The organism is Lysobacter fragariae (assembly GCF_054779775.1).
Genome location: NZ_BAAGXP010000002.1, coordinates 369,263 through 386,141, shown reverse-complemented (window position 1 = coordinate 386,141; position 16,879 = coordinate 369,263). Strand labels below are relative to the sequence as shown.

Sequence of the window (16,879 nt, the reverse complement as noted above, 5' to 3'; positions counted from 1 at the left end):
ACGGGCGCGACACGCGACCGCGGACTCGAACGCCCATCCAACCAGAGGAACCACACCATGCCAGCAACGCCCCACCGCGCGCTGAGTGTTTTCGCCGCCACGGCATTTGCCTTCGCAGGCGCAGCGATCGCCGCGGACGCAACCCGGGACATGGACGCCATTCGCGCGGAAGTGACGCAGCGCCACGGCGAAGCGGTCAAGCGGCTGCAGGACTGGATCGGGCAGCCCGCCATCGCTGCGGAGGATCGCGGCTATCCCGGTGGCGCGCAGTACATGGCGCAACTGGCCCGCGACGCAGGCTTCCAGAAGGTCGAGGTGGTCCAGACCGACGGCAAGCCGGGCGTCTTCGCCACGCTCGACGCCGGCGCGCCGAAGACCGTCGGCCTGTACTTCATGTACGACGTGAAGCAGTTCGATCCGTCCGAATGGACTTCGCCGCCACTGGAGGCGCGACTGGTCGACAAGCCGGGCCTGGGCAAGGCCATCGTCGGGCGCGGCGCGGTCAACCAGAAAGGTCCGGAAGCGGCGTTCCTCGCCGCCCTGCACGCCATCAAGGGCGCCGGAAAGAAGTCGCCGGTGAACCTCGTGCTCGTGGCGGAAGGCGAAGAGGAAGTCGGCTCGCCGCACATCAGCCAGCTCGCGCATCGCCCCGACGTCGAAGCCGCGTTGCGCAACACCGTCGGCGTGTTCATGCCGTCGGCAATGCAGGATGCCGACGGTGTCGTCATCGTCAGCCTGGGCGCCAAGGGCGTGGTCGAGCTGGAACTGGTGTCCAGCGGCGAGAAATGGGGCCGCGGTCCGTCCAAGGACATCCACTCATCGCTAAAGGCGATGGTGGACAGCCCGGCATGGCGGCTGGTGAAGGCGCTGGGCACGCTGGTGTCCGATGACGGCAACACCATCACCATCGACGGCTATCCACAGCCGCGCCCGATCAGCGCGGAAGAGAAGGCGATGATCGCGGCGGCTTCGCAGCGGCGCGACGAGGCAAAGGCAAAGAAGCAGCTCGGTGTGCAGCACTGGATCGACGACCTGCCCTGGCAGCAGGCGAACGAGCGGCTGGCATCGCAACCCACGGTGAACATCGAGGGCCTCGTCGGCGGGTACACCGGCCCGGGCGGCAAGACCGTGCTGCCGCATCGCGCGGTCGCCAAGATGGACCTGCGGCTGGCGCCGGGCATGGCGATGGACGACGCGGTAGCGGCCCTGAAGTCGCACCTTGCCAAACGCGGCTATGGCGACATCGAGGTGAACGTGACCGGTGGCTACGGGCCGACCAGCACGTCCGCCGATGCAGCCCTGATCCAGGCCCAGATCGCGACGCTCAAGCACGCGGGCATCGACCCGCTGCTGTGGCCGCGCAACGCCGGCTCGTATCCGGGTTACACGTTCACCGACGCGCCGCTGAAGCTGGCGGCCGGGCATTTCGGCCTCGGCCATGGCAGCGGCGCGCACGGGCCGGACGAGTACTACCTGATCGAATCGACGAACCCGAAGATCCCGGGCTTCGACGGCGCGACGATGTCGTTCGTCCAATACCTGTACGAGCTGGCGAAGTAGCGCGGCTGTGCGCACGCAACTGGTGCTGGGGCTGCGTGTCCGGCGCGACGAAGCGCGTGCACGCCGCCGTTGCGGAAACGCGTTTCCTTCTGCCGTCCAGGCATTTCTCCTGTCATCCCGAGTGCAACGAGGGATCTGCTTTCAGACCTGATCGGCGACAACTCGATGACCGACCACTACGAGCCCGCGAGCCGCAGGCCAGGTACCACTTCCCACGCCGGACCACCTGACTTCAATCGACACATCGATTGCCCAAAAAAAACGCCCCGCAATGCGGGGCGTTTTTGTGACAGGACGCAGCGCGATCAGCGCTTGTCCATGCCCACGTAGTCGCGCGTTGCCGCACCGGTGTAGATCTGGCGCGGGCGGCCGATCTTGTTTTCCGGATCGTTCTGCTGCTCCAGCCAATGCGACACCCAGCCGGCAGTGCGGGCGATGGCGAACATCACCGTGAACATCTCGGTCGGGATGCCCAGCGCCTTGTAGATGATGCCGGAGTAGAAGTCGACGTTCGGGTACAGCTTGCGCTGCACGAAATAGTCGTCCTTCAGCGCAGCCTCTTCCAGGCGCAGCGCGACTTCCAGCAACGGGTCGTTGATGTTGAGCGCGCCCAGCACTTCGTGGGTCATCTTGCGCACGAGCGCGGCGCGCGGATCGTAGTTCTTGTAGACGCGGTGGCCGAAGCCCATCAGGCGGAAGCCCGACTCCTTGTCCTTGGCCTTTGCCACGGCAGAACCGACGTTCTCCGGCTTGCCGATCTCGGCCAGCATCTTCAGCACCGCTTCGTTGGCACCACCGTGCGCCGGGCCCCACAGCGCGGCGACGCCGGCGGCGACGCTCACGTACGGGTTGGCACCGGTGGAGCCGACCAGGCGCACGGTCGAGGTCGACGCGTTCTGTTCGTGGTCGGCGTGCAGGATGAAGAGCAGGTCCATCGCGCGGGCGGCGACCGGATTGAGCTCAAGCGGCTCAGACGGCACTTCCTTCATCATGTGCAGGAAGCGCGTGGTGTATTCGAGGTTGTTGCGCGGATAGCGGATCGGCCAGCCGATCGAGTAGCGGTAGCACGCGGCAGCAATCGTCGGCACCTTGGCGATCAGGCGGATCGCGGCCAGGCGGCGCTGTTCCGGATCGTCGATGTCGAGATCGTTGTGATAGAAGCTCGCCAACGAACCGAGCATGCCCGTGAGCATCGCCATCGGGTGCGCGTCGTGGCGGAAGCCGTACAGGAACGTGCGGAAGGCCTCGTGCATCATCGTGTGATGCGTGACTTCGTGCTCGAAGCTGGAGAACTCTTCCTTGCTCGGCAGCTCGCCGTTCATCAGCAGGTAGGCGACTTCGAGGAAGCTCGACTTCTCTGCCAGCTGTTCGATCGGGTAGCCGCGATAAAGCAGGACGCCGGCATCGCCATCGATGTAGGTGATCGCCGAGCGGCAGCTCGCGGTGGCGGTGAAGCCGTTGTCGTAGGTGAAGCAGCCGGTTTCCTTGGGCAGCTTGCCGATGTCGATGCACGGCGCGCCCAGCACCGGATGATGGACCGGCAGGACGACGCTCTTGTCGCCGGCGGTGACGGTGACCTGATCAAGGCCGGACTTGGAAGACTCGGTCACGCAACGCTCCTGGTATCTGCACGCCGCGGGATTGCGCGACGGATGGGGAACACATTCGGCAGGGACTCCGCGGGGCCCTCCGCGATCCGGAAATTATTGCACAACGACCCGGCGTCGCATGGCGCTGCATGAGCGGAAAACAGCGTTTTTACTAGAGCCCAAGCTCCAAAACACGGAGCGGAATCAACAGCGCGGAATCAATGGGCCGCAACCGTCAGACGCCCAAACGACAACAGCCACCTCGCGGTGGCTGTCGTGCTCTGTTCGGCGGCAGGGAAATCCTGCTGGACCGGACGATGATTCCGGCATCCGCGCGCATGGCGCGGACGGGATTACTTCGCGTAGCGCTTGCGGAACTTGTCCACGCGGCCGCTGGTATCCATGATCTTGTGCTTGCCCGTGTAGAACGGGTGCGACGCCGAGCTGATGTCCAGCTTGACCAGCGGGTATTCGTTGCCGTCTTCCCACTTGATCGTTTCCTTGCTGCCAAGGGTCGAGCGGGTCAGGAACGCGAAATCAGTGGTCACGTCCTGGAAAACGACTTCGCGGTAATTGGGGTGGATGTCGGCTTTCATGACGCAACCAGTTTCGTTTCGGGGAAAGCGCAGAAGTATAGCGGCCCCTTGCCGACCGTGGCAACCCCGGCGAGGACGAGCTTTCAGAACCCGGTAGACCCCGGCCGAACGCGGGTCGGTCAGCGGGCCGCCAGGGCCGCCTGGATCAGGGCGTCGTAGCGGGCCTGGTCATAGCGCTGCAGGATCCGGGCGTTGTCGGGCATCCCCTCCTCGCGGCGCCAATCCACCACGGTAGCGCCGCGGCTATGCCGACCCACCAGTTCCACCGCGACCGGCCGCTCCAAGGCGTCCAGGATGCCCTCCGGGGCCAGCGCGCAGGCCATGGCCAGGCCGTCGGCCGAATGCCAGTTGGCGCCGCGGGCGTCGGCCGCCCAGGACCGGGTGTGGCGGGAAATGGCGTCGTAGAACCGGGCCCGGGGTGAATCCGCCTGCAGCCAAGCGTCGACGCTGGCATGGGCGAAGCCGTGCCTGAGGTTGGCCTCCCAGTCGCACAGGTCAACCGTCGGGAAGGCACTGAGGACTACATGCGCGGCCTCGGGGTCGAAGGCGACGTTGAACTCCGCCGCCGCGGTGATGTTGCCGTGCGCCGTCACCGCCCCGCCCATCACCACGCAGCGGGCGATGCGCGACGGCAACGTGGGATCCAGCTTCAGCGCGAGCGCCAGGTTGGTCAGCGGGCCCAGCGTGACCAGCAGGAGTCGGCCGGCGTGTTCGTGGGACAGGCGGATGATCGCCAAGGCGGCGTGCTCGGTCTCCGCCGCGCGGCGGGCGGGTTCGTAACCGGTGTCGCCGAAGCCGTCGCGGCCATGCACGTAGGCAGCATCGCGCGCCGGGTGCAATAACGGCGCCCCGCAGCCCGCGAACACCGGCACATCGACGCCCGCCACTTCGCACAGCTTGAGTGCGTTGGCGACGGTATGCGCCAGGCCGACGTTGCCCGCGGCGATGGTCAGCCCGACCAGCTGGTGCTCCGGCGAATTGAACGCCATCAGCAGCGCGAGGGCGTCGTCGACGCCGGGATCGGTATCGATCAGCAAGGGGATGCGCGAAGTCATGCCGGCATTATGAAGGCCCGACGCGCAGGCCGCTCGATGAAGGCCAAAAACGCAGCCCGCTCACTCCGGCTGCAGCAGGCCTTCGTACTGCAGCAACGTGCCGAACGGAAACAGCGCGAAAGACACGCCGAAGCAGTAGCGCCCGTCGCGATCGATGCGCTTGAACGCAGTCGTCCGTGGAAACAGGAACCGCGGCAGGGCCGCGCCGCGGATGCTGGCGCCGAGCAGCCGCCAATGCCAGCCGCCATCGATCACGTCCACGGCCAGTTTCAGCTGCATGGGCCCAACCTCCTCCAGCCAGTACCCGTCCGGAAAATGTCCGACCGGACGGAACGTCGATGCCAGCACCGTCCCGTCTTCGAACCGGCGCTCCCACGTCATCGCGTCGCGATCGTGGCGGATGCGCACCTCGAACCCGCGCAGCGGACGATCCAGCGGCATGCCCATGCGCCTGGCAATCCATCTCCCGATCGAACCGGCAAGGCCCTTGCCCGACGTGATCGTCACCGTCCCGCGCAGGCACCCACCCTCGCGATGCAGCGCCTGCAGGCGCGGATGCAGGCGGGTGAGGTACGGACCGAACCAGCGTGTCGTCGCATTCTCCATCAGGCAATCATGCGGACGCGTAACGCGCCGCGCCACCGACCCAGCGCGCGACGATGCGTTCGGCGACGTCGGGAGCCTGTACGAGCAACTGCGCGCCCAGCTGCTGCACCTGCGGCAGCAGATCGGCATCGCGCGAAAGATCGGCGACGCGGAAACCCGCCAGCCCGGTCTGGCGCGTGCCCAGAAGTTCGCCGGGGCCGCGCAGTTCCAGGTCCTTCTCGGCGATGACGAAGCCGTCGTTGGTTTCGCGCATCGTTTCCAGCCGCTGCCGCGCCAATTGCGACAGCGGCGCCTGGTACAGCAGCACGCAACTCGATGCCGCACTGCCCCGCCCGACCCGGCCACGCAGCTGGTGCAACTGCGCCAGGCCAAGGCGCTCCGCGTTCTCGATGATCATCAGCGAGGCATTGGGCACGTCGACGCCGACTTCGATGACGGTCGTCGCCACGAGCAGGTCGACGGTGCCTTCCTTGAACGCGCGCATGGTCGCCTGCTTGTCGGCGGCTTTCATGCGCCCGTGCACCAGGCCGATGCGCAGCGCCGGCAGACTTTTCGTCAGGTCCTCGAACGTGCTCTGCGCGGCCTGCGCGACGACTTCGTCGCTGTCGTCGATCAGCGTGCACACCCAGTAGGCCTGGCGGCCTTCCGCGCACGCCTTGCGGATGCGTTCGACCAGTTCCGGGCGACGCTCCGCGCTGAGCGCAACGGTCTGCACCGGCGTGCGTCCAGGCGGAAGCTCGTCGATCGCGGATACATCCAGGTCCGCGTACGCGGCCATCGCCAAGGTGCGCGGAATAGGCGTTGCGGTCATCACCAGCTGGTGCGGAACGATGCTGTCGCCGTTACCGACCGAACCCGTGCCCTTGTCGCGCAACGCCAGGCGCTGGTGCACGCCGAAGCGATGTTGTTCATCAACGATGGCGAGTGCGAGGTCGTTGAAGGCCACGCCTTCCTGCATCAGCGCATGCGTGCCGACCACGACCTGCGCCGCGCCCGAAGCGACTTCCTCCAGCACCTTGCTGCGCGCTTTTCCCGTCACTTTGCCGGCCAGCCAGGCCACGCGCACGCCCAGCGGTTCCAGCCAGCCGCGCAGGTTGTTGAGGTGCTGCTCGGCCAGCAGCTCGGTCGGCGCCATGAGCGCGGCCTGCTTGCGCGCCTCCACCGCGAACATGGCGGCGAGCGCGGCAACCACGGTCTTGCCGCTGCCGACATCGCCCTGCACCAGCCGCAGCATCGGCGATGGTTTCGCCAGGTCGATGCGGATTTCCTCGAACACCCGCTCCTGCGCGCCAGTCAGGCGGAACGGCAGCGCCTTGCGCAGCTTCGTCGACAGCGTCGCCTTGCGCAGTGCCGGCGCCGCGTGCGCCTGCTGCGCCAGACGCTGCCGACGCAGGCTCAGGTGATGTGCGAGCAGTTCTTCCAGCGCGAGTCGCCGTTGCGCCGGATGGCGGACGGCCAGCAACGCGGACACGTCGTCGGTCGCCTGCGGCCGGTGCACGGTGAGCAATGCCGCGCGCAGCGTTGGCAGCTGCAATGCCTCGCGCAGTTCGCGCGGCAGCAGTTCGAGCGAATCGTCGTCGGGCAGGCGGTCGAGCGCGAGGCCGATCAGTTTGCGCAGCGTCGCCGGACCAATGCCTTCGATGGCCGGGTAGACCGGATCCAGCGCGTCGCCCAGATCGTCGGTCGCAGCGGCATCGAGCACGCGGTAGCTGGGATGCACGATCTCCAGCCCGTGCTGTCCGGGACGTGGCGTGCCGTAGCAGCGCACGCGTGTGCCGGGCGAGAACTGCGCGACCTGCGCGGCGCGGAAATGGAAGAAGCGCAGCACCAGTGTCGCGCGCGACTCGTCGCCGATGGCCACGCGCAGCATCGGGCGGTAGCGAAAGCCGCGGTCGACGGCTTCGACCACGCCTTCGACCTGCGCCGCGACGCCGGCCTGCAATGCGCGGATCGGCGTGAGCCGGGTGCGGTCTTCGTACTGGCGTGGCAGGTGCAGCCACAGGTCCTGCACGGTGAACAACCCTCGCGCGGCCAACTTCTCGGCCATGCTGGGACCCACGCCTTGCAGGCGCGTCAGGGGTTGCTGGTTGAGATCGACGGCCGGCCGGTTCGCGGCGGCGCCGGAATTGGTCGGCATGCGGCAAGGATGCCGGGAATTCGCGCCGGGCAGAACCCCAGTGCGGCGGGATGCGGAAGTGAACGTCGCGGATCGTGGATCGGTGCGTCGACTGGGTGCGCTTCCGGTTAATTCAGAAGCGGGGTAGTGTCGAACTTGCCCGGCGGCGTTGGCGCCCGGGGAAAGCGTGCCGAGCAAGCTCGGCACTACAGGGGCATAACGCTCTCACGCCGGCAACAACGGTACCCGGCTTAGTCGAGCACCATGATCGCGTCGACCTCGAACTCGACGCCGCGCGGCAATGCCGAGACCTGCACGGTGGAGCGCGCGGGGAACGGTGCGCTGAAATATTCGGCCATCACCGCGTTGACCTTGGCGAAGTCGTTGAGATCGGTGAGGAACAGGCCGGCGCGCACGATGTGGTCGAGCGATCCGCCCGCGGCTTCGCATACTGCCTGCAGGTTGGCGAAGGCGCGGCGCGCCTGCGCCTCGATGTCGCCTTCGATCACCAGGCCGGTGGCGGGATCGAGCGGGATCTGGCCGGACAGATAGACGGTGTCGCCAACGCGTACTGCCTGCGAATATGGGCCGATGGCGGCAGGAGCGCGGTCGCTGTGGATGATGTCGCGTGACATGGAGGAGTCCGGTGTGGGATTCGAGATGGGTTTTCTGTACGGGTAGTGTAATGCCCGCCCACGCGACGTCCGATCTTCGCGTCGACAACCCCTTGCCTTCAGATCCGCTGCACGCCCAGCACCACTTTCAGGCGGCGCACCCGGCGCATGACTTCGGCCAGGTGCTTACGGTCCCCGACTTCGATCTGGAAGCGGATGGACGAGACGTTGGTGTCGCGCTCCATGTATTCCACGCGATCGATGTTGGACCCGGCTTCGGCGATGGCGGCGGCGACCTGCGCCAGCGCGCCGGGGCGGTTGTCCAGTTCGATCCGCAGCCCCGCCGGGAAGTCGCCGTTGACCTTGCGGTCCCAGCCGATCGCGACCCAGCGGTCGGGCGACTTGCGGTATTCGGCAACGTTCGGGCAATCCAGCCGGTGCACGACGATGCCGCGCCCGGTGGTGTGGTAGCCCATGATTTCGTCGCCGGGAATCGGCAGGCAGCATTGAGCGAAGCTGATGACGCCACGCTCGGCGCCAGTGATCAGGATGTTGTCGCCGCTGCTGGGCATCGGCACCGGATCGGCGACGACGCGGCGACGCGGCTTGGCGGCGGCTTCTCGCGTGAGCGCCTGCGCCACCTGCTGCGGCATGCGGTTGCCCAGCGCAATGTCGGCCAGCAACGCTTCCAGCCGCGGATAGCGGTGTTCGGTGAGGAAGGCTTCCATGCGCTGCGCCGGCACGCGCTCCAGCGAGGTCGCCAGCGATTCCAGCGCGCGGTCGAGCATGCGATGGCCGAGCTGCACCGCGTCTTCGTGCTCGAGCTGCTTGAGCTGCTGGCGGATCGAGGTGCGCGCCTTGCCGGACACGACGAACTCCAGCCACTGCGGCTTGGGCGAGGCCGACTTGGCGGTGATGATCTCCACGCGCTGGCCGCTGGCCAGCTTGTTGCGCAGCGGCACCAGCTTGCCGTCCACGCGCGCGGCGACGGCGCGGTTGCCCACGTCGGTATGCACCGCGTACGCGAAGTCCAGCGCGGTGGCATTGCGCGGCAACGAAAGGATGTCGCCGGCTGGGGTGAACAGGTAGACCTCGTCGGGGAACAGGTCGACCTTGACGTTCTCGAGGAATTCCAGCGATGAACCGGTGCTGCGCTGCGACTCGACCAGGCTGGCGATCCAGCTGTGCGCGCGGCTCTGCGCGCTGGACGGCATGTCGCCGCGGTGCTTGTACGACCAGTGCGCGGCGATGCCCTTTTCCGCGATCAGGTCCATGTCCTCGGTGCGGATCTGCACTTCGATCGGCGAACCGTACGGGCCGAACAGCACGGTATGCAGGGATTGGTAGCCGTTCGCCTTCGGGATCGCGATGAAGTCGCGGAAGCGCGCGTCCAGCGGCTTGTACGCCGCATGCACGACACCGAGCGCGTGGTAGCAGTCGGGCACGCTTCCCACCACGATGCGGAAACCGAACACATCCATCACCTGGGTGAAGTTCTTGTGCTCGCCGCGCATCTTTGAATAGATGCTCCATGGCGATTTCACCCGGCTGATCAGCCGGTGCTGCAGTTTTTCCTTGGCCAGCTTCTGCGCCAGCTGCGCCTCGATCTGCACCATCGCCTCGCGCCGCATCACCGGCTGGGTGCGGATGCGCTTTTCCAGCACGGCGTGGCGCCACGGATGCAGCGCGCGGAACCCGAGGTCCTGCAGCTCGGCCTTGATCAGGTTCATGCCCAGTCGCTGGGCGATGGGCGCGTAGATCTCCAGCGTCTCGGTGGCGATGCGGCGGCGCGCTTCCACGCTCTGCGCGCCGAGCGTGCGCATGTTGTGCAGGCGGTCGGCGAGCTTGATCAGGATCACGCGCAGGTCGCGCGACATCGCCAGCAGCATCTTGCGGAAACTCTCCGCGTTGGCTTCCTGGCGGTCGCGGAACTGCAACTTGTCCAGCTTGGTGACGCCGTCGACCAGCTCGGTCACGGTCGCGCCGAAGCCGGTGGTGATCGCTTCGGGCGTGAGCGGCGTGTCCTCGAGGGTGTCGTGGAGGATCGCGGCGATCAGCGTCTCCACGTCCAGGCCCTGGTCGGCCAGCACCTTGGCGACTGCTACCGGATGGGTGATGTACGGCTCGCCGGACTTGCGCGCCTGCCCCGCATGCGCGGCTGCGCCGACGGTCCATGCCCGGCGCAGCAGGACGCGCTGGGGTTCGGGCAGGTAGTGGGCGGCCTGCTCCAGCTCGCGCACGTAATCGGGCATGTCCGCGTCGTAGGACGCGACAGCCGGATCGAGTACGGGCGTCGAAGGAGTCATGTCTGGAATCTAAGGGCGCGACCGGCGGGGTGCAATGGACAGGGCAATCGCCCGGGAGTCAGAGCACAGGAATGGCGACGCGAATATCTTGGTGCGCGTCGGAAGCCGGGAAGCGTTCGGCGGGGAACCGTCACGTCGCATGGCATCAGGCCCTTCGACTTCGGCGTTTCACGCCTACGCTCAGGACGAGCGGGTTGACTGGCCTACACCAGCCTCGTTCATGCCTACGCAACCAGAGGCCGGAAAACAAACGGCCCCGCCGAAGCGGGGCCGTCTGCTGTATCTCGGTGGGTGGACGACCGGTCAGTCGTCGCCCTTGGACATGTCGTCGTCGGCGACCACTTCGGCGGCGGCCCATTCCAGCGCCTCGCGCTCCTTGCGCTCGCGCTCGGACTTCTCGACGGCGTCGATGTAGTCGGTGTTGATGCGGCGCGCGGCGATTTCGCGCAGGGCCAGCACGGTGGGCTTGTCGTTGGCTTCGCTGTTGTCCAGCTGCGATTCGACGCCGTTGGCCAGCTGGCGGGCGCGCTTGGCGGCCATCATGACGAGTTCGAAGCGGTTATCGACCACTTCCAGGCAATCTTCTACGGTGATGCGGGCCATGGGACTCCCGGGCGGCCAGGCGGCCGTCCATGCAGGCTTTGAGGGGGTGCGGAGTGTAAGTGCTCCGGCGGGGCGAAAGCAAGCCGCTTCCATATGAATCAAATAGTTAGGGCGAATCGACCCGCCCTGGGTCGGGCCCAGCCCCATTTGTGCCGTCGCCGGAGGCGATCCTGGCGCCTGTTGTCATCCCGAGACCAAGGCATCACCGCACTCGAGTCGCTCACGGAATCAGCGGGTCAGCGTAGGGCGGGTCTTGACCCGCCGCCCACAAAATTGGGGACCCGGGTTCAAACCCGCCCCCAACCTGCGCGGGATCAAGCCATCGAAACACCCGGAGCAGCCGGGCGGCGGGTCAAGACCTGCCCTACGAACGGCAAACCCTATTCGTCCACCAGCAGCTGGGTGATCAGGCGCGAATGCCTCGCCACCTGCGCCTCCCGGCGCAGCCGGCTGGCGGTGAAGATCGCGCACATCTCGTCGACGGCGGTGTCGAAGCGCTCGTTGACGATGACGTAGTCGAACTCGGTGTAGTGCGACATCTCTTCGCGGGCGGCGTCCAGGCGCTGGCGGATCACCTCTTCGCTGTCCTGGCCGCGGTTGCGCATGCGCTGCTCCAGCGCCGGCCGCGACGGCGGCAGGATGAACACGCTCACCGCGTCGCGCACCTTGCTGCGGACCTGGCGCGCGCCCTGCCAGTCGATCTCCAGCAGCACGTCCTTGCCCGCGGCCAGCTGCGGTTCAACCGATTGCCGCGCCGTGCCCTTCCAGTCGCCGTGGACCAGCGCGTGCTCGAAGAAATCGCCGGCTTCGACCATCGCCTCGAACTCAGCCGCACTGACGAAGTGGTAGTGCTCGGCGTGGCGTTCGCCCGGACGCGGCTGGCGCGAGGTGAACGAGATCGACAGCGCGATGTTCGCATCGCGCGCCAGCGTGGCGTTGACGATGCTGGATTTTCCGGCACCGGAAGGCGCCGCGACGATGTAGAGGGTTCCGCGCATTGCAGGCCGGGGCTCTCGAAAATGATTCGGGAAGATGATTCAGGAAAACAGGGGATTCGCTTGAGCTGTCGGGACCACTGCCGGGATCGTACGTGGTTACGAACCCGCAGCCCGCTACCGCCCGGCTACTCGATGTTCTGGATCTGCTCGCGCACCTGGTCGATCAGCACCTTCAGTTCCACCGCGGCGGCGGAGCTGCGCGCGTCGACCGACTTGGAGCCCAGCGTGTTGGCTTCGCGGTTGAATTCCTGCAGCAGGAAATCGAGGCGGCGACCGACGGCCTCCTTCAGCTTGAGCACGCGGCGCGCTTCGCTGACGTGCGAATCAAGGCGATCGAGCTCTTCCTCGACGTCGAGCTTCTGCAGCCACAGCACCAGTTCCTGCTCGAGCCGTCCCTGTTCAAGCGACTGCGTCAGCTCACCCAACCGCGTTTCCAGCTTCTGCCGCTGCCCGGCGCGGATGGCCGGCATCATCGTGCGTACATCGCCGGCGATGCGGGCAATGCCGTCGACACGTTCGTTGATCACCGCCGCAAGCTTGGCGCCTTCGCGTTCGCGCGAGGTGACGAATTCATCCAGCACTTCGTCCAGCAACGCCAATGCCTGTTCCTGCAACGCCGCGGCATCCGTGGCCGGCGCCTGCAGCACGCCGGGAAACTGCAGCAGCTGGGTGAAATCGGTGTGCAGCCCAGGGAAACGCGCGGCCAGGTCGATGGACAGGTCGCTGAGTTCGCGCAGGCGCGTGGGATCGAGCTGCAGGCCGTTGCCGCCTTCCGGACTGCGCAGGCGCAGGGTGAGGTCGAGCTTGCCGCGTGTCAGCCGGGCACCGACGCGCTCGCGCAGCGCCGGCTCCAGCGAGCGCAGTTCGTCGTGCAGGCGCACGCCGATCTCGAGGAAGCGGTGGTTGACCGAGCGCAGTTCGCAGCCGAGCGTGCCCCAGGGCGTGGCGCGTTCGCCGCTGGCGAAGGCGGTCATGCTGCGGATCATGCGGGACTCCGGCCGGTTCTTTTGGGCGCGCAGTATGCCATTGCGTGGGGCGCGACGATCCTTCGGCAGATCCTGGTTGCGAGCCGCGTCGCCCGGGGCCCCGGAGCGCATCTCCGGGTGGGCTGCGGCGGCGGCTGCTAAACTGCGGCCGATGAATACGACTTTCCGGCGTCCCAGCGGCCGCACCGCCGACCAATTGCGCGATGTGCGCATCGAACGCGGTTACACGCGCCACGCCGAGGGTTCGGTCCTGGTGAGCTTCGGCGACACGCGCGTGCTGTGCACGGCGAGCGTCGACGAGAAGGCCCCCGGCTTCCTGCGCGGCAAGGGCGAAGGCTGGGTGACCGCGGAGTACGGGATGCTGCCGCGCTCGACCAATACCCGCAACGACCGCGAAGCCGCACGCGGCAAACAGGGCGGACGCACGCTGGAGATCCAGCGCCTGATCGGTCGCGCGCTGCGCGCGTGCATCGATCGCAAGGCACTGGGCGAACGCACGATCACCCTCGACTGCGACGTCCTGCAGGCTGACGGGGGCACCCGCACCGCCGCGATCACCGGCGCGTATGTCGCGCTGGTCGATGCGATGCGCTGGATGCAGGCCAAGCGGATGATCACCACCAACCCCGTGTTCGGGGCGGTTGCGGCCGTGTCGGTCGGCGTTTACCGCGGAACGCCGGTGCTGGACCTGGACTACGCCGAGGACAGCGACTGCGACACCGACATGAACGTCGTCATGAACGACGGCGGCGGCTTCATCGAACTTCAGGGCACGGCCGAAGGCCATGCGTTCCGCCGTGAAGAGCTGGATGAACTGCTCGCATTGGCGCAGTCCGGGATCACGCAGCTCATCGCCCTGCAACGGGAAGCGCTGGCATAACCCCGGCTTGGCTGGCGCGCGCAGGACACCGCCGCGCGCCGTCGATCGCGAATCTCCCATCGTCGCCCGAACCTGAATAGCGCGCCGGCGGTGTCGGCACATCCGGTGCGGTGCGTGTCTCGCCCCTGACGCGGGAGGCGGGTTGTATTCCGCCTGCAGCGAGCGGTGCGACAGCCCGCGAAGCCCGGCGCACCCCGTCCGGCCTGTCCGCCCCTCCGCTACGCCGCTAAGCCGCTCGACCCGCCTACCCTCCCCGCTTTGCAGTAAAAGGAACACATGACCCAACATCTGGCCAACGTCGCCGTGGTCGTCGGCGACTACGACGAAGCCATCGCCTGGTACACGCAGGTGCTCGGCTTCACGTTGCTGCAGGACACCGACCTGGGCGATGGCAAGCGTTGGGTGCGCGTGGCGCCGCCCGGCGCGACCGGTACGGCGTTGCTGCTGGCGCAGGCCCACACCGAGGCGCAGCGCACCCGCGTCGGCGACCAGGTCGGCGGCCGCGTCGGCTTCTTCCTGCACACCGACGACTTTGCCCGCGACTACGCTGCGATGGTCGAACGCGGCGTGCGTTTCGCCGAGGATCCGCGCCGCGAAAGCTACGGCACCGTCGCCGTGTTCGTGGATCTGTACGGCAATCGCTGGGACCTGGTGGAACTGGTCACTCCCTGAGATCCGTCCCGCTACTGTCGTCATTGCCTGCCGCGACCCGCCTGCCGTCATGAATTCCAACCAGACATCCGCTCCGAAAAGATTCGTCGTCGCCAGCAGCAACGCAGGCAAGCTGGCGGAGTTCCGCGACCTGTTGGGCGAAGGCGGCTTCGACTTCGTGACGCAAGGCGAACTGGGCGTTGTTGACGCGGAAGAAACCGGCCTGACCTTCGTCGAGAACGCATTGCTGAAGGCGCGCAATGCCGCGCTCGCCACCGGCCTGCCGGCGCTCGCCGACGACTCCGGATTGTGCGTGGATGCGCTGGGTGGCGCGCCAGGACTGTATTCGGCGCGCTACGCCGGCACGCACGGCGATGCCAAGGCAAACATCGCCAAGCTGCTCGATGCGATGAAAGACGTGCCCGACGGTCAACGCGCCGCGCATTTCCACGCGGTGATCGTGCTGCTGCGCCACGCCGACGATCCGCAACCGCTGATCGCCGAAGGCATATGGCCCGGCTCCATCCTGCATACGCCACAGGGCGATGGCGGGTTCGGCTACGACCCGGTGTTCCTGGACCCGGAAAGCGGGCTTGCGGCAGCGCAGCTGGATCCGGCGATCAAGAACCGTCGCAGTCACCGCGGTCGCGCGCTCAGCGTGCTGCGGGCCAAGCTGGAGGGCGCGACACTGGGTGGAATGGCGCTTCAGGCAACGCCCCCGGAAGAGCTGGCTCCGGAAGGGACATCCTTGAAAGAGGCGGCCGCCCACGCCGCGGCGCAGTCATGCTCGTCGTGATCTGGGAATACGAAGTGCGCGCCGGCCACGACGCCGCGTTCACGTCGCTGTACAGCACGTCCGGCGACTGGGCCGCGCTGTTCCGCGAGCACGATGGCTACATCGACACCCAACGCCTGCGCGGCGTCGACGGGCGTTTTGTCACCATCGACCGCTGGGACTCCACCGCGCACTACGACGCCTTCCTTGAAGCCGCCCGCGACCGCTACGCCGCCATCGACGCACGCGGCGATGCGCTGACCGTCGCGGAGCGCTGCATCGGTCGCTACGCATCATGCTGAACACCGCAACACTCTCGCCGCCACCGCTGTCGCTGTATGTGCATCTGCCGTGGTGCGTGCGCAAATGTCCGTACTGCGATTTCAATTCGCACGAAGGTCGCGGCGCGCTGCCGTTCGATGCCTATATCGATGCATTGCTGGCCGACCTCGATCACGACCTGCCGCTGGCGTGGGGTCGCAGCGTGCAGACGGTGTTCTTCGGCGGTGGCACGCCCAGCCTGTTCCCGCCGCAGCACATCGACCGGTTCCTGCAGGCCGCCAGCAGCCGCCTGCGTTTCGCGCCGGGTTGCGAGATCACCCTGGAAACCAACCCGGGCACCGCCGAACACGGCCGCTTCGAGCTGTACCGCGCCGCTGGCATCAATCGCCTGAGCTTCGGCATCCAGAGTTTCGACGACGGCTGCCTGCAACGTCTTGGGCGCATCCACGACAGCCGCGAGGCCGACGCGGCGGTGAAGCTGGCGCAGGACGCCGGCTTCGACAACATCAACCTGGACCTGATGTACGCGCTGCCGCAGCAGACGCTGGCCATGGCGGAAAACGACCTCGAACGCGCCTTCGCCCTGCAGCCCACGCACGTCAGCCACTACCAGCTCACGCTGGAACCCAACACCGTGTTCGCGGCAAAACCGCCGCAGGGCATCCCGGACGACGACGCCAGCTGGGACATGCAGGAGCACTGCCAGGCAATGCTGGCCGCGCGCGGTTACGCGCAATACGAGGTCAGCGCCTACGCGCAACCCGGGCGCCAGTGCGTGCACAACCTGAACTACTGGCGTTTCGGCGACTACCTGGGCATCGGCGCCGGCGCCCACGGCAAGCTGACCCTGGGCCATGAGCAGAGCATCCTGCGGCGCTGGAAGCACAAGCATCCCGCCGCCTACCTCGCCGCGGCGGGCAGCGACGGCGCGATCGGGGGCGATGATCGCATCGATGCGGATCGCCGCCCGTTCGAATTCATGCTCAATGCGCTGCGGCTGGTGGACGGCTTCGACCTGAACCTGTTCATCCACCGCACCGGCCTGCCCGTCGAAACCATCGCCCCGCAGCTGGAACAGGCCCGCGCGCAGGGCTGGCTGGCGCTCGAGGGCAGCCACGTGTGGCCGACCGACGCGGGCCGCCGGTTCACCAACGACCTCGTGTCGTTGTTCCTGTAGGGTCGTCGGCGCCGACCGGACGACCGGATGACCGCCTGCCCGCTGGCGATAAGAACGTGAGCGTGGTTAGATTTCCCAAGCTCAG

Annotated in this window: 15 protein-coding genes and 1 pseudogene; 6 read left to right on the top strand and 10 right to left on the bottom strand. The window is 67.1% G+C overall.

Translation table 11 applies throughout. The features are described from left to right. Nucleotides 1–57 precede the first annotated feature (57 nt). Nucleotides 58–1,560 carry a M20/M25/M40 family metallo-hydrolase gene (locus tag ACYVD7_RS04365; RefSeq protein ID WP_460759526.1) on the top strand — a complete coding sequence of 501 codons (1,503 nt, stop codon included), beginning with the start codon at nt 58–60 and terminating at the stop codon, nt 1,558–1,560. A 305-nt stretch (nt 1,561–1,865) separates the two neighbouring features. Here ACYVD7_RS04365 and ACYVD7_RS04360 read toward each other — a convergent pair whose 3' ends face one another. From ACYVD7_RS04360 to ACYVD7_RS04315, 10 genes are all read right to left on the bottom strand, one after another. Beyond that, nucleotides 1,866–3,170, bottom strand: a complete 1,305-nt coding sequence (locus ACYVD7_RS04360; RefSeq protein ID WP_460759523.1) for a citrate synthase — start codon at nt 3,168–3,170, stop codon at nt 1,866–1,868. Between the two features lie 332 nt (nt 3,171–3,502). Further along, nucleotides 3,503–3,745: a type B 50S ribosomal protein L31 gene (locus ACYVD7_RS04355; protein WP_460759520.1), complete on the bottom strand. Its 243-nt coding sequence runs from the start codon at nt 3,743–3,745 to the stop codon at nt 3,503–3,505. A 119-nt stretch (nt 3,746–3,864) separates the two neighbouring features. Beyond that, complete coding sequence (locus ACYVD7_RS04350; protein WP_460759517.1) at nt 3,865–4,800, bottom strand: nucleoside hydrolase; 936 nt, start codon at nt 4,798–4,800, stop codon at nt 3,865–3,867. 60 nt (nt 4,801–4,860) lie between these two features. Further along, nucleotides 4,861–5,406 carry a DUF4166 domain-containing protein gene (locus ACYVD7_RS04345; RefSeq protein ID WP_460759514.1) on the bottom strand — a complete coding sequence of 182 codons (546 nt, stop codon included), beginning with the start codon at nt 5,404–5,406 and terminating at the stop codon, nt 4,861–4,863. Between the two features lie 7 nt (nt 5,407–5,413). Next, nucleotides 5,414–7,543, bottom strand: coding sequence for an ATP-dependent DNA helicase RecG (gene recG, locus ACYVD7_RS04340; protein ID WP_460759512.1), 2,130 nt, complete (start codon nt 7,541–7,543; stop codon nt 5,414–5,416). 230 nt (nt 7,544–7,773) lie between these two features. Next, nucleotides 7,774–8,157, bottom strand: a complete 384-nt coding sequence (locus ACYVD7_RS04335) for a RidA family protein (RefSeq protein ID WP_460759509.1) — start codon at nt 8,155–8,157, stop codon at nt 7,774–7,776. A gap of 98 nt (nt 8,158–8,255) precedes the next feature. Beyond that, nucleotides 8,256–10,442: a RelA/SpoT family protein gene (locus tag ACYVD7_RS04330; RefSeq protein WP_460759507.1), complete on the bottom strand. Its 2,187-nt coding sequence runs from the start codon at nt 10,440–10,442 to the stop codon at nt 8,256–8,258. Nucleotides 10,443–10,745: 303 nt separating this feature from the next. Then, nucleotides 10,746–11,045, bottom strand: coding sequence for a DNA-directed RNA polymerase subunit omega (rpoZ, locus tag ACYVD7_RS04325; RefSeq protein WP_460759504.1), 300 nt, complete (start codon nt 11,043–11,045; stop codon nt 10,746–10,748). A 380-nt stretch (nt 11,046–11,425) separates the two neighbouring features. Next, on the bottom strand, nt 11,426–12,043 hold the full coding sequence (gene gmk / locus ACYVD7_RS04320; protein WP_460759501.1) for a guanylate kinase: 618 nt from the start codon (nt 12,041–12,043) through the stop codon (nt 11,426–11,428). A gap of 125 nt (nt 12,044–12,168) precedes the next feature. Next, nucleotides 12,169–13,029: a YicC/YloC family endoribonuclease gene (locus tag ACYVD7_RS04315; RefSeq protein WP_460759498.1), complete on the bottom strand. Its 861-nt coding sequence runs from the start codon at nt 13,027–13,029 to the stop codon at nt 12,169–12,171. A gap of 151 nt (nt 13,030–13,180) precedes the next feature. Here ACYVD7_RS04315 and rph point away from each other — a divergent pair, with 151 nt between their 5' ends. The 5 genes and pseudogenes from rph (at nt 13,181) to hemW (ending at nt 16,794) form a co-directional block, all read left to right on the top strand. Further along, a complete protein-coding gene (rph, locus tag ACYVD7_RS04310; protein ID WP_460759495.1) occupies nt 13,181–13,909 on the top strand; it encodes a ribonuclease PH in 729 nt (242 codons plus the stop codon). Nucleotides 13,910–14,185: 276 nt separating this feature from the next. Then, on the top strand, nt 14,186–14,581 hold the full coding sequence (locus ACYVD7_RS04305) for a VOC family protein (protein WP_460759492.1): 396 nt from the start codon (nt 14,186–14,188) through the stop codon (nt 14,579–14,581). Nucleotides 14,582–14,630: 49 nt separating this feature from the next. Continuing rightward, nucleotides 14,631–15,251: pseudogene (gene rdgB / locus ACYVD7_RS04300) on the top strand (RdgB/HAM1 family non-canonical purine NTP pyrophosphatase); the annotation flags it as partial. 92 nt (nt 15,252–15,343) lie between these two features. Next, nucleotides 15,344–15,637, top strand: a complete 294-nt coding sequence (locus ACYVD7_RS04295) for an antibiotic biosynthesis monooxygenase family protein (RefSeq protein WP_460759489.1) — start codon at nt 15,344–15,346, stop codon at nt 15,635–15,637. Next, the gene (gene hemW, locus ACYVD7_RS04290; protein WP_460759487.1) at nt 15,631–16,794 is read left to right on the top strand and encodes a radical SAM family heme chaperone HemW; all 1,164 of its coding nucleotides are present in this window, start codon (nt 15,631–15,633) and stop codon (nt 16,792–16,794) included. The genes ACYVD7_RS04295 and hemW overlap by 7 nt, the downstream gene beginning before the upstream one ends. The last annotated feature ends 85 nt before the right edge of the window (nt 16,795–16,879 follow it).

What these genes read in the sequence shown, in the direction of transcription:
- ACYVD7_RS04365 (WP_460759526.1), top strand. Translation starts at nt 58, where the DNA reads ATGCCAGCAACGCCCCACCGCGCGCTGAGTGTTTTCGCCGCCACGGCA.
- gmk (WP_460759501.1), bottom strand. Translation starts at nt 12,043, where the DNA reads ATGCGCGGAACCCTCTACATCGTCGCGGCGCCTTCCGGTGCCGGAAAA.
- ACYVD7_RS04335 (WP_460759509.1), bottom strand. Translation starts at nt 8,157, where the DNA reads ATGTCACGCGACATCATCCACAGCGACCGCGCTCCTGCCGCCATCGGC.
- ACYVD7_RS04315 (WP_460759498.1), bottom strand. Translation starts at nt 13,029, where the DNA reads ATGATCCGCAGCATGACCGCCTTCGCCAGCGGCGAACGCGCCACGCCC.
- rph (WP_460759495.1), top strand. Translation starts at nt 13,181, where the DNA reads ATGAATACGACTTTCCGGCGTCCCAGCGGCCGCACCGCCGACCAATTG.
- recG (WP_460759512.1), bottom strand. Translation starts at nt 7,543, where the DNA reads ATGCCGACCAATTCCGGCGCCGCCGCGAACCGGCCGGCCGTCGATCTC.
- hemW (WP_460759487.1), top strand. Translation starts at nt 15,631, where the DNA reads ATGCTGAACACCGCAACACTCTCGCCGCCACCGCTGTCGCTGTATGTG.
- ACYVD7_RS04330 (WP_460759507.1), bottom strand. Translation starts at nt 10,442, where the DNA reads ATGACTCCTTCGACGCCCGTACTCGATCCGGCTGTCGCGTCCTACGAC.
- rpoZ (WP_460759504.1), bottom strand. Translation starts at nt 11,045, where the DNA reads ATGGCCCGCATCACCGTAGAAGATTGCCTGGAAGTGGTCGATAACCGC.
- ACYVD7_RS04295 (WP_460759489.1), top strand. Translation starts at nt 15,344, where the DNA reads ATGCTCGTCGTGATCTGGGAATACGAAGTGCGCGCCGGCCACGACGCC.
- ACYVD7_RS04305 (WP_460759492.1), top strand. Translation starts at nt 14,186, where the DNA reads ATGACCCAACATCTGGCCAACGTCGCCGTGGTCGTCGGCGACTACGAC.
- ACYVD7_RS04345 (WP_460759514.1), bottom strand. Translation starts at nt 5,406, where the DNA reads ATGGAGAATGCGACGACACGCTGGTTCGGTCCGTACCTCACCCGCCTG.
- ACYVD7_RS04355 (WP_460759520.1), bottom strand. Translation starts at nt 3,745, where the DNA reads ATGAAAGCCGACATCCACCCCAATTACCGCGAAGTCGTTTTCCAGGAC.
- ACYVD7_RS04350 (WP_460759517.1), bottom strand. Translation starts at nt 4,800, where the DNA reads ATGACTTCGCGCATCCCCTTGCTGATCGATACCGATCCCGGCGTCGAC.